The sequence below is a fragment of the Spirosoma fluminis genome, assembly GCF_054778895.1.
On record NZ_BAAGZD010000011.1, the window covers coordinates 139,638 to 151,986 of the forward strand.

Annotated in this window: 11 protein-coding genes; 7 read left to right on the forward strand and 4 right to left on the reverse strand. The window is 51.2% G+C overall.

Features of this window, described 5'->3' with window-relative positions:
* Nucleotides 1–22: 22 nt before the first annotated feature.
* Nucleotides 23–895, reverse strand: coding sequence for an alpha/beta fold hydrolase (locus tag ACYVBJ_RS14910; RefSeq protein WP_460983106.1), 873 nt, complete (start codon nucleotides 893–895; stop codon nucleotides 23–25).
* A gap of 110 nt (nucleotides 896–1,005) precedes the next feature.
* Nucleotides 1,006–1,458: a hypothetical protein gene (locus ACYVBJ_RS14915; RefSeq protein ID WP_460983107.1), complete on the reverse strand. Its 453-nt coding sequence runs from the start codon at nucleotides 1,456–1,458 to the stop codon at nucleotides 1,006–1,008.
* 901 nt (nucleotides 1,459–2,359) lie between these two features.
* On the opposite strand from ACYVBJ_RS14915, the gene ACYVBJ_RS14920 reads away from it, so the two are divergent.
* The 6 genes from ACYVBJ_RS14920 to ACYVBJ_RS14945 all read left to right on the forward strand — a co-directional run bounded on the left by ACYVBJ_RS14920 (nucleotide 2,360) and on the right by ACYVBJ_RS14945 (nucleotide 10,253).
* Nucleotides 2,360–3,199 carry an AraC family transcriptional regulator gene (locus ACYVBJ_RS14920; protein WP_460983108.1) on the forward strand — a complete coding sequence of 280 codons (840 nt, stop codon included), beginning with the start codon at nucleotides 2,360–2,362 and terminating at the stop codon, nucleotides 3,197–3,199.
* A gap of 78 nt (nucleotides 3,200–3,277) precedes the next feature.
* Entirely contained in the window at nucleotides 3,278–4,390 is a 1,113-nt protein-coding gene (locus tag ACYVBJ_RS14925; RefSeq protein WP_460983109.1) for an FAD-dependent monooxygenase, read from the forward strand.
* Between the two features lie 416 nt (nucleotides 4,391–4,806).
* Nucleotides 4,807–5,082, forward strand: coding sequence for a DUF983 domain-containing protein (locus ACYVBJ_RS14930; protein WP_460983110.1), 276 nt, complete (start codon nucleotides 4,807–4,809; stop codon nucleotides 5,080–5,082).
* 289 nt (nucleotides 5,083–5,371) lie between these two features.
* Nucleotides 5,372–7,018 carry a T9SS type A sorting domain-containing protein gene (locus tag ACYVBJ_RS14935; RefSeq protein WP_460983111.1) on the forward strand — a complete coding sequence of 549 codons (1,647 nt, stop codon included), beginning with the start codon at nucleotides 5,372–5,374 and terminating at the stop codon, nucleotides 7,016–7,018.
* 60 nt (nucleotides 7,019–7,078) lie between these two features.
* Entirely contained in the window at nucleotides 7,079–9,184 is a 2,106-nt protein-coding gene (locus ACYVBJ_RS14940; RefSeq protein ID WP_460983112.1) for a thioredoxin domain-containing protein, read from the forward strand.
* Between the two features lie 211 nt (nucleotides 9,185–9,395).
* Complete coding sequence (locus ACYVBJ_RS14945) at nucleotides 9,396–10,253, forward strand: hypothetical protein (protein ID WP_460983113.1); 858 nt, start codon at nucleotides 9,396–9,398, stop codon at nucleotides 10,251–10,253.
* A 67-nt stretch (nucleotides 10,254–10,320) separates the two neighbouring features.
* Here the strand turns inward: ACYVBJ_RS14945 and ACYVBJ_RS14950 are convergent, their stop codons facing one another.
* Entirely contained in the window at nucleotides 10,321–10,743 is a 423-nt protein-coding gene (locus ACYVBJ_RS14950; RefSeq protein ID WP_460983114.1) for a secondary thiamine-phosphate synthase enzyme YjbQ, read from the reverse strand.
* Nucleotides 10,744–10,812: 69 nt separating this feature from the next.
* Here ACYVBJ_RS14950 and ACYVBJ_RS14955 point away from each other — a divergent pair, with 69 nt between their 5' ends.
* Nucleotides 10,813–11,643, forward strand: a complete 831-nt coding sequence (locus ACYVBJ_RS14955; protein WP_460983115.1) for a toxin-antitoxin system YwqK family antitoxin — start codon at nucleotides 10,813–10,815, stop codon at nucleotides 11,641–11,643.
* Nucleotides 11,644–11,718: 75 nt separating this feature from the next.
* Here ACYVBJ_RS14955 and ruvC read toward each other — a convergent pair whose 3' ends face one another.
* A complete protein-coding gene (ruvC, locus tag ACYVBJ_RS14960; protein ID WP_460983116.1) occupies nucleotides 11,719–12,309 on the reverse strand; it encodes a crossover junction endodeoxyribonuclease RuvC in 591 nt (196 codons plus the stop codon).
* Nucleotides 12,310–12,349: the final 40 nt, after the last annotated feature.

Here is a 12,349-nt window from a genome sequence, read left to right on the forward strand (position 1 = left end):
TAAAGTTAAATCACTCTTTCGCTCATTCACGCATTCGCTCTTTCAAAAACCCGATTACCGCCTTTGTGAAGGCATGATTTGAGTCACCGGCAACCATATGGCCTGCTTCGGCAACGCTGACGCTCTGTACGTGGGGCACCGCATCCAGAAACTCACTCATTACGTTTTCGCTGACAACATCGCTGATGCCCCCGCGCACAATAAGCGTCGGCACGGTCAGGGCGCGGGCGGCTTCGTACAATCGCTCTTCGTACAGCAGGTGGCGCGCTTGGCCGTTGCTATCGGGCAGGGTGTGCTGCCGCCATAAAGCCAGCATCTTCGGGTCCCAGTGCCAGTAGTAGCGGCCGTTGCGGAAGCGCAGGTTTTTCTCCAGTCGGCTGTGGTCCGATGGCCGGGGGCGATGGGGAAGGTAAGCGGTTACCGCTTCGGCGGCTTCGTCCAGGCTCGCGAACCCGTGCTGATTACCACTCATAAAGGAAAAAATGCGTTCGATGCCCTTCTGTTCGGCACGCGGGGCAATGTCGACCAGTACAATAGCGGTACAGATGGAAGAGGAGCCGGGAGATCGTTCGCCTTCGGCAATCAAGGCCGTCATGCCCCCCATCGAAGCACCCACGAGAGCCGGTTTCTGAGAAAGCTGCGCAATAACGGCCCGTACATCTTTTGCCAGATCATCCAGTTCGTAATGCCCTTCCGGCGACCAGTCACTATCGCCATGACCACGGGCATCCAGCGCAAGGGCATACCAACCCGCTTCGGCCAGCAATCGGGCCGTATCACCCCACGAGTGACGGGTCTGCCCACCACCGTGCAGCAGCAGGACCGGTTCATGAGAAGGATCGCCCCAGGCGTCGGCGGCAACAAAAAAGCCCGGCTCAGTTTCGAAACGAAGCATAGTTTAAATCGGACCGCCGAAGCGGAGCGAAAGAGGTAAAGAGTGAAAGAGTGAATAGCTGACGCCAAATTTTAACCGCTCTTTCACTCTTTATCACGTTCACTCTTTGATTAAAGCGTTGGGTCAAATTCGAGGTTGATGTCGGCATCTTTGCCATCGACCGGAGCGCGCTGGCGGAGAATGAGTTTAGTCCGGTTGAGCTGCACAATGGGGAAGTTGCCTTTAAAGCCCGTTACGTCGACATCAATCGATTGGTTGTCGGCGGCCAGTTTCCAGGCCCCCCCGTTAATCACTTTATTCGACTGATTCGGGTCCAGCGCTCGTACCGAACCATCACTCCGGAACTGCATATTCAGGTCATACAGAATCTGGGTCGTGAGATTGAGTCGGGTGCGGTTAATTTCCTGCCCATCCGGATTAGTAACCCGAACGGTCCGCCAGTTGTTGGCCACCAACAGGTCTGTTTGCGAGGAGGTCGTGGGCGTTGCGCCCTCGTCTTTTTTACAACTGGTTAGGGTAGCCGCAATAAATAGGAAGGCAACCAGGAATCGAATTGTGTTCATAACAAGAGAATCAGTTGGCAGGACGATGATCAGTGATACGTATCGGACTAGTAACGAACAGAAACCAGCGAATCGTTTACGCATCAATCCGGCCAGGCTGTATCGTCTCGGGCAAAATTCCTTGCGATTTGGTCAAAAAACAAGTGGTATTATTTATGCGGCTAGGAATCAGTAGGTTGTGATTTTCGCTATGCTATTCACCGGGCTCTGCAAAATAAGCTGTCTGGGGTTTAGCTTAAACTCTTATTGTCTGGTCAATTTGTTTACTTAACCTTGGTCCTTTCTTTTCTTGTGAAAAATGGGGTAGCCAGCAAGGAAGTCCGGACTGCCTTCCGCCGTATCACCCCGTTATTTTCAACGGACTCATATCTTCCGCTCGTCGAAGAAGAGCGGAAGATATGAGTCCGTCGCATCGTCACTACCCGGGATGGCCATGCCAACGGGAAAACCTGTTTCGGCTATCTTTACATACCCTTCAGAAAGGCAACGTTCTCAATCCATTTGAAGGACTCGATGATCATTAACCCATTCGGGGGTAATTTGGTTGAATGTCGCCAGTTAGATGATGACGTAGTAACGACTTGCACGCCTGAAAAGCTATTTCAAACTGGCGGGCACCGCTATCGAAACACCCGGCGGCTGGAGCTATACAAACATATTTTAGGGCAGGTACACGTTCCTCATCAGCAAATCGCCTGGCTAGATCCAGCTGCTCCTGAATTCAACTCCTGAATAAGCAAGACCTAAGGTAGGTTTCAGATACACTTTCACTTTGTAGTTGATGGTTAAACCAGCAGCTACGTATCCCTGCGAGATCTTCTAGTGGCATAGAAGCCTGTGATTCTCTGTACTGAGACTAAAACTAGTGGCTAAACAAATAAAATCCATACCGGTCAATACCATGACTGACGATCTGGATGCTGGAATGGCTATAGAAAAAATAGCTTTCCAGCATCTACCCCTCTCAGATAAATCTGATACCGTTGGAGAAGATCGACAAGTACATCGGCACAACACTCATACATTTCACCTGCTCGAAAAAGGAACCGTTCATATTGACATCGATTTTCAGCAGTTTATAATAAAGCCCTCGTCAGTCATCTACATTCACCCTGATCAGGTACACCGTACAACTGCGTTTGAGCAGGTAACCGTTGTTAGTTTGGCCATTACGAATGAAAATCTGAACCCTGAGTATCTGAAATTACTGGAAGACCTTGTTCCCACAAAACCTTTGTCGCTATCGCCCGAAACATTCGACTTACTAGCCGAAGCCTCCTCACTTTGCCTGAAGTTGTCGGAACGCAGAAGCAACCGACTAAGCCACTCGTTGTTAAAAGATGCTTGTAATACGTTGGTTGCTTTGGTTCTTTCAGCCTATTTAGAACAAGCGAAATCACCCGATAAATTTTCTCGGTTTGACCTGGTGACCAAAGCGTTCAGACACCTACTGGAACGTAACTATACGACCATCAAACGCCCGGCAGGATACGCCCAGCAACTAAACGTATCGACTGCTTACCTGAATGAGTGCGTTAAAAAAACGACTGGTCGTTCTGTTTCGCATCACATTCAGCAACGTATCATTCTGGAAGCTAAGCGGTTACTTTATCACTCCGATCAATCGGTAAAAGAAATTGCCGCCGGATTAGGGTACGACGATTATCCATATTTTTCGCGGCTCTTTACCAAAACAACGGGCATGACGGCTTTGGCCTTCCGAATCAAAAACCTCGATTAGTCCAATACTTACTTTGTCTTGTCATTTCGGACCCCAGTTAGGCTGAGTTCCTTTGTGTCATCAAAAATCGTTAACACAATGGACGCAGTAAAAGGAAAAGAAGTGCTCATTTCTGGGGCAAGCATAGCCGGACTTTGCACCGCCTGGTGGATGAATCGGCTCGGGTATACCGTAACGGTTGTTGAACTAGCCAGCGAACCCCGCATCAATGGAGCCGCCGTTGATGTAAAGGGCGATGCCATTGACGTAGTGAAACGCATGGGCCTGTATGACCAATTGAAACAACACCGCTTACACGTTGATTTGGTAGAGTTTAAGAATGCTGACGATGTGGCGGAAGGCTCGATTCAACTGGAGGACGGAGCTTCTGACGAAATCGAGATCGAACGGCATGCCTTTATTGATATTCTGTTTCAGAGTTTGCAAAACGACGTAACGTTCCTATTCAGCGACAACATCACGGCCCTTTGTGAGACCGATGAGGCTATCGTTGTCAATTTTAAAAATGGCCCACAACGCTCTTTTCAGTTGGTGATTGGCTGCGATGGCATCCATTCGGGGGTACGAAAGCTTTGGTTTGGTGAGGAGGCTACCTACGCTCATTTCTTGCAGGCATATGGCTCACTTACCATTTTGAATAAACTGCTGATCAAACCAAAGAGCATGCAGATGTACAGACTACCTGGCAAGTCAATTGCACTCAACGCGTACAACAATAAGACGGATATTATTTTCAGTTTTGTTTCAGATACCGAAATTCCATACGATTATCGCAACAAGGAGCAGCAAAAACAGCTGATTCTGGAGCAGTTTGCCGGACAAAGCTGGCGAACTGCTGAGCTGCTGGAGGAAATGCAACGATCGGATAATTTTTACTTTGTTGAATTTTATCAAATCAAAATGCCATCCTGGACGAAAGGTCGTGTGGCCTTAGTCGGCGATGCCGCCTATTGTGCGTCTCCGGCTGCGGGTATGGGTGGCTCTCTGGCGATAAGTGGAGCAGCAGCCTTGGCCGATGCCTTGTACGAGCAGAACGGTAATGTTGGGAACGCCTTTTTAGCGTATCATACTAACTTTCGTCCGTTTATAGAACAGGTACAAGCGGAGGCTGAGCAAAACTTGAGGACGGTCTTGCTACCCAGAACCGAAGACGATATTCGAAAAAATAACCTGCACCCACGCCCTTTTTAGAAATTACCACACCTGCAAATTCGACCACGGAAGTTTAAGTAATGGTCACTTCGCCGGTTGCATATCAGTCCAGACGGAATGGCCAGCGAAATAAAATACCCATCGGGCTCAAAAGATAACTTCTCTCAAATGGCTATAAGCAGATCGGTGTGCAGCCGAGACGGGAAGGGGGCCCCGTAACATCCACGCTTAACAGGAGCAAACAACGGGGGTGGTTTAATAGTAATCATAACACACTAACTCGTCTAAAGGCGTAGTTCATCTTAAGAAACTATGACTCTGGACGGCTCCGTCTCATGATTACTTTGGGCAAAGGCACTAAACTCTACAGCATTCTTCTTAACACCTGTCCTCGTTGTCAGCGGGGGAAATTCTTTGCCGTTGATAATCCCTATAACCTTAGGCATTTTGACCAGATGAATCTGCGCTGTAGCTGTTGCGATGAACGCTTTGAGCGAGAGCCTGGCTACTACACTGGCGCTCTGTACGTGAGTTATGCCTATTATACTGCCTTGATTGTGGGTTGTTTTATCCTGTTCGAAGTCATGCTGAACTGGGAGCTGACTCAATTCTTGATTGTCTTGATCAGCTTAATTGTGGTATTGACGCCGGTGGTCTTCCGACTGGCTCGCTTAACGTGGATAAACTTCTTTATTCGCTATGATGCGCAAAGGTCCACTCACTGCCCTTGATAGAAAAAGCCAGCAGAGAACGGAGTTTTGTTCACGTAATGCTTTTGTACTCCCTCCCACCGAGCGGAGGCATAAATACGTTGGTCTGACTCAGAAAGCGAGGAGTTACGGAGTATGGTGTTTGAATAATCGTCCACAGCCGTTGCAAACAACACTAAACCCCTATTGAAACAGTCGCCGGAAACAAACGAAAATGGCACTTCCGCTACCTGTCTTATGAAAGGCAGCAAAAACGGAAGGTGAACCTTCTTATGTTGTCGATAGCTTAACTTTGGCCAAAAAATAAGTAATGAGGGTTCGATCTGGCTTTTTTTTGGTATGGTTGCTCGTGTTTATACTAGCGAATGGTTGGTCGGGAGTCGCTCAGCAGCAGTGCGCCGACCGGCTGACGTTTACGCCCGTTAGCCAGCCGAACCGCATCGAGTGGAACAAATTTCCTGAGTTCAGCCTGCCGTTTCCGGTTATTTACAACGGTCCTCGCTTCGACGATGCGCAGGCCAGCCCGCTCAAACACGGCTTTAGCCACCTGGCGGAAGCTAAAGACAGCGAGTTTGGTACGCTGGTAAAGCCAGCGCACCTGGCCCTGGTGTATTACGGCTTTGCTACGGGTTTGAATCAGCCCTGGGAAACAATCGAGAGCCCCTGGGCAAACGACCTCACGGCGTACCGGGCTAAATGGGAGCAGTTTCTGCGCGAAGTGTCGGGTGGGCAGAAAAACGCAGCGGGCCAGTACGTGCTCCAACGCAGTCGGCTGGTGCTCGACATCGAACGGATTCAGGAAACTGACAGCCGCATCCTACGGCTGAAGCAGGATGCGCAGGTGCCCGATACGTATCGGAAGCTGTCGGATGCCGATTTTATTGCGGCTTATAAAATAGCCATTCGGAATCTGTACGCCGAAGGGCTGCGGTATATCCGCCAGCGGGCGGACCTGACCGGCGTAACGATCAGCAGCTATGCCGATACGCCCGTGCTCAATACGTATCTGAACGTACCGACTTACTCCTGGTCAGACTGGACAACGAATCTCACGAATGTGAATTATCTGGTCAAAGATTCAACCGAGCGAAGGGTTGGAGGACCGTACTACGAGCAGTTAGACGTCTTGTCGCCCTCGGCGTATTACTTCTATGATTATCCGAATCCACTGGCGAGAGATTACCTGGCTTACCTGCTGTTTCAGGTCGAAGTAAACCGGGCGTGGAGCAGCAAGCCGGTAATCCCCTGGGTATGGCTGCGTTACCACAACTCGTCGAGCAGCTACCCGTCGTTCATCCAGCCGTTCATGGCCGAGGCTACCGCTATTTTCCCGTTTTTCTCCGGAGCTGCTGGCTTGTGGTTATGGGAAGAGCCGGGGCTGGACCGGAGCCGCACGGATGTGTATGCCGCCTACGAACAGTTTACGCATGGCCTGTACCGGCTTTCGCGCTTTGCCGATATGTTTCAGGGACCCCACGAGCTGGTGATCGAAACGCCCGCCCGTGATCTGATGGACAAGCAACTGCCCGTTTGGCGGGGTGTCGTCAAAAACAATAACATTCTGATTGCGGCCCAGAACCCGTACGCCAGCGAAACCCAGAAAACAACGGTTATGGTACGTTACAAAGCATGGCAGCAGGTCATTGAGTTGACCGGCCGGGAGGTGTATTTGTGCCGGTTCGATATGAGCGCCGTAACGGCAGTCGAGCCGGTGCTGGGTGATGTTTGGGTATACCCGAACCCCGCTACAACGGCGATTGCCATCGAGTTCCAGCGTCTGCCGGGTCGCAAAACCGAATTGACACTTCTGAACATACAAGGCCAAACCAGGTTAAAAAAAGAGGTTAACAGTGTTAAGGAAGTGCTGAATACGGCCAATCTGGCTCCCGGAGTTTACTGGCTGCGCATTAGTAGCGACACGGGGCAGCAAATCAAAAAAATTGTTATCCATAACTGATCCGTTCGGATCTAAAGCGGCTGACCGGCCCGAAAATAACCATCGACACGTAACGAGCGTATGCCTAATCAACTGATTTACGAAACCAGTCCCTATTTACTCCAGCACGCCGAAAACCCGGTCGACTGGTATCCGTGGGGGGAAGAAGCGCTGACCAAGGCCATCACCGAAGATAAGCCAATTCTGGTCAGCATTGGCTACTCAGCCTGCCACTGGTGCCACGTCATGGAGCGCGAATCGTTCGAGAAAGAAGACGTAGCGCGGGTCATGAACCAGCATTTTGTTTGCATAAAAGTCGACCGGGAAGAGCGCCCGGATGTTGATACGATTTATATGGAAGCCGTTCAGGCGATGGGAGTGCAGGGAGGCTGGCCGTTAAACGTCTTTCTGATGCCGGACGCCAAGCCGTTCTACGGCGTTACGTACCTGCCCAAAGCTAACTGGATCAATCTGCTCGACAGCGTTCGGGCGGCTTTTACCGAACACCGCGACGATCTGGTAAAATCGGCTGAAGGATTCGCCATCGAACTGAACCTGACCGATACCGAACGATACGGTCTGACCCAGAACGACCCACTGTTTGCGCCCGAAACGCTGGATGTACTTTACCGGAAAGTCGCCGTAAAAGCCGATGACGAGAAAGGCGGTATGCGCCGGGCCCCCAAGTTTCCGATGCCCAGCATCTGGCGGTTTCTGCTCCGTTACTACGACACTACGGGTAACGACGCGGCCCTGCATCAGGTAACGTTAACCCTCGACCGCATGGCCCTGGGCGGTATTTACGATCAGCTCGGCGGTGGCTTTGCCCGCTATTCAACCGATGCCGACTGGTTTGCGCCCCACTTCGAGAAGATGCTCTACGACAACGGCCAACTGCTGACGCTGTACGCCGAAGCCTATAGCCTCACCAAAAGTTCGTTGTATAAGCATGTCGTTTACCAGACCATTGCGTTTGCGCAGCGCGAGCTGCTGAGTCCGGAAGGTGGCTTTTACTCCGCGCTGGATGCCGACAGCGAAGGAGTAGAAGGTAAGTTTTATACCTTCACTACGCGGGAGTTGCAGGAGATACTGGGTGCCGACTACGACTGGTTCGCTAAACTATACCATCTGCCCACCGCCCCGGCGTCTCCCACAACGGTGGACCAACTCACGGAAGTGGCCAACTGGGAACATGGCCGTAACATTCTGCACCGGACTGAAAGCGACGAATCGTTTGCCGAACGGATGGGCTGGACACTGGCTGATCTGAACGTTCGGCTGGACGCTACGCATATCCGCCTGATGCGCGTACGTAGTGAACGGATCCGGCCGGGCCTGGACGATAAAATACTGTGCTCGTCGAATGGGCTGATGCTCAAAGGGCTGGCTACGGCGTATCGCGTATTCGGCGAACCCGAGTTTCTGACGCTGGCCCTGCGCAATGCGTTCTTTTTGTTGAAAAAAATGCGGGACAGTCGTAACGGTCGGCTTTGGCATACGTACAAAACTACCCCCGGCGGGCAGGGGAGAGCCAAACAGGCCGGTTTCCTCGATGATTACGCGGCCGTGATCGACGGCTTGCTGGCGCTGTATCAGGCCACGTTTGCCGAAAGCTGGCTACACGAAGCCGATCAACTAATGCAATATGTGCTCACCAATTTTGTCGATAATACCGAGTCGGAAGGAGGGACCGATCCGATGCTCTTCTTTACCGACAAAAACAGCGAAGAGCTGATTGCCCGGCGTAAAGAGTTGTTCGACAACGTAATACCGGCATCCAACTCGATGATGGCCGAAAACCTGTATGCCCTGAGCTTGTTGCTGGAACGACCCGACTATGCCGAACGAGCCGATCGAATGCTGGGGCGAATACAGCCACTGGTGCAGCAAAACGCCGATTACCTCACTAACTGGGCGGCCGTATTTGCCATACGGACCCGCCCCACGGCCGAAATAGCCCTGATTGGTCCTGAAGCCGAGCAGTTTCGGGCGCAGATCGACGCGGAGTTTTACCCCAACAAAGTCTTGTGTGGGACGAGCGATACAACCGAAGCCGGCCGGGATAATTTGCCGCTGCTTCAACAACGGAACGCGATCAACGGACAAACGACAGTGTACGTCTGCTACAACCGGGCGTGTCAGCTGCCCGTTACGAGCGTCGACGAAGTATGGCGGCTGTTACGTTGAGTGAAAGAAAGCAATTGCGCCAAATGCAAGTCTTACAAGTAACTCATAATAAAGGTTTTATAGCTTAAGCAGGCGATTATAGCCGATAAATAAATTGTAGGCGTGGATGCTCGCTTGTTTGGTTAGCGGGTATGGTTTATCTGTAAAATTGCATTTAGTAAAGAAAAATTTAACCAGTATTTAACGCAATTTTCTTATGTTCCATACCCGTATGCTTCATTATCTTGTTTGTTTTCTGTTCATCGGTTGGGTTGTGTCCTGTACCGATCACCGGATCACTGTCGTATCGCCTGGTTCATCGGCGGGGCGGCTCCGGGTTAAAACCATCACGCAGGAAACGCCCAATGCGCCGAATAAGGTTAGTTCGTTTCGTTACGATAGTCAGGGTCGGCTCAGCCTGTTGATTGCTTATCAACTGCCCGATAGCAGCGCAGCGCCGGTAGAAAACACGGTGTATGAGTACGACGGCCAAAATCGGCTCACGCAGGCTCAGCGCACGGTAGTCAGACGGGGATCGAATTCGGAAACCTACAGATACCGATACAACGCGGCTGGTCAGATATCTGATTTTAGTCACGCGCCGTCGACATTTTTTATAATACCCAGCTATACGGCCGCAAATCAGGTGTCAGGATACAACAAATCAATCGGGGTGAGCGGTTTGACGTCCAGTGGCGGTGGAGCCTTAACCTTTACGGGAAATAACGTAACGTTTGCTACGGAGGAGTTTAGGGTAGGGCGTTCGGGTGGGCCTAACGTGCCTGTTTTCACCCGATCAACAAAGGCAACGTATACCTACGACGACAAGATAAATCCGTTCTACGGGACATTCCTTATTCCGGCACCGAGCGTATTTGGTCCTTCTCCTGTTTCGGGTTCATTTGGCCCGTATTACACGTATTACGGGGGTATCGATAACCTGCTCAACCTAAGCCAGAACAATGTGCTTTCCGACGGGACCAGGACCTATACCTACACGTATAACAGCAGCAATTTGCCAACCAGCCGGATTACTCAGGTGAGCGGCACTACGGTTGAGACCCTGCGCTTCGAGTACGAAACCTATTGAAGTTAACGCGACTCTCTGATTCCCTGTTGTATGCAGACTCGCGGGGCGGCATGCAACAACAGGGAATTTATTCGCCCCAGGCCGTCAGCACCAGCGTTCGGGAACCGCCCTGGTTCCGGTGCTCGCCCAGATAAATGCCCTGCCAGGTTCCCAGGTTGAGTCGGCCGTTGGTAATCGGAATGCTGACCGAGTGGCCGAGCATAGCCGCTTTCAGATGCGCGGGCATATCATCCGATCCTTCGTAGTCGTGCTGGTAATAGGGTGCATTCTCGGGCACTGTCTTGTTAAAGTAACGCTCGAAGTCGCCCCGCACGGTAGGATCGGCGTTCTCGTTGATGGTGAGGCTGGCGGAGGTGTGCTGAATAAATGCGTGCAGTAAGCCAATTCGAATCTGCTGGAAATCAGTAAACTCCCGCTCAATCACGCGCGTGATCAAATGAAAGCCCCGTGGATAAGCTGGTAAATGAATGGTTTTCTGGAAAAAGGCCATTGTGTATATTGGCTAAATAAAGTCAACTGCCCGGAATAACCCGGGCCGCGGCTTTGAACCGGAAATTGTATGCGTGCGCTCTATCTCTTCATGGGCTGCGTTCTGATCTGTCAACCCACATTGGCGCAATCTGGTTTGACAACGGCGAGTTCAAAAGCGACGATTCGGCGAGAATACGCGGATTATAACCAGGAAATCAGCTACTTCGGCCGACGAGATCAGTATTTTACCGTACGGACGCTGCAAAAAAATGGTACGCTCTACCGACTCGATACGTACACCGTTTTGCCCAAAACGCTGGCTAATGGCTTTCAACTGGACAGCCTGAGCCGACTTGTTCGCTATGGACCGACGAAAATTATGTACCCAACGGGGCAGGTCTACCTAACCTGCGATTATAAAGATGGTCTGCTTACGGGCCCTTTTATGGTTTTCTATACCGATGGAGCCATCAAACGCCGGGACTATTACCGCCACGGCCACCTCAAGAAAAGTCAATGTTACACCCCCGACGGGAGCGTCAGGGCGTGCGAACCATTTTATCAGCCCGCGCAGTTTACAGGCAGCGCCAATGACCTGTCGACCTATCTTAAGCAAAAATTCGAGGCCGTGGTCGATGGGTTTCGAGTCAGAACCATCACCGCTACGTTGACCATCAACGAAATCGGGCAGATCATTGACGTAAAGTCAGTAGTAAACGCGGGGTTAGGCGTTGAGCCGCAACCAGCTACCATATCCGGTTACGTTCAGCGTACGATGCGGAACCTGCCGGAATGGACACCTAATCAGTTAAACTGGAAACCGGCGCTGAACGATGGCAGACCTATACCTTCTGTCTGTACGTTGTTAATCTACCGCTACCGGGGCAGTATCCGCTATACTCTGACATACAGGTTATAGTCAGAGATATCAGTAGCCAGAACCTGGTTGCGATAAAACGTTCGTTACTTTGGCCGATTGAAGATTGGGCGAAACTTACCCGCTAATGCGGCCGGAGTTCTCGCTCACGAAGGCACCCCAGGCTCCTTTCTTCGTTTTCTTGTTTGAGACCGTCGGCAGGGCGTTTTCGTGGAAGTGGTGGCATACCGCAATCGCCAGGGCGTCGGTCGCATCGAAGAATTGCGGATTCAGGTCTTCTTTCAGCAGGTGGCCCACCATGTGCGACACCTGATCTTTGGACGCATTACCGTTGCCCGTAACGGACTGTTTTATGCGCCGGGGAGCGTATTCAACAATTGGAATATTGCGCGACAGGGCCGCGGCCATCACGACACCCTGCGCCCGGCCTAGTTTCAGCATGGCCTGCACGTTCTTTCCGAAAAAAGGATCTTCGATAGCCATCTCGTCGGGCTTGTATTCCTCGATGAGCCGGATAATGGTTTCGTGAAGTTTCTGAAGCTTCAGTTGGTAGGTGCTATATTTGCTCAGCTGAACAACGCCGTACTGAATCATACGCATAACTCCTCCGCTGACCGAGATAATGCCGTAACCGGCTACCTGGGTGCCGGGGTCTACACCAAGAATTATTTTCTCGGACGTAACGACAGGTTTGGGGGAGATAATCATGATTGGGCGTTTAAGCTTTTTGCAAAGTAACGTTTTCTCA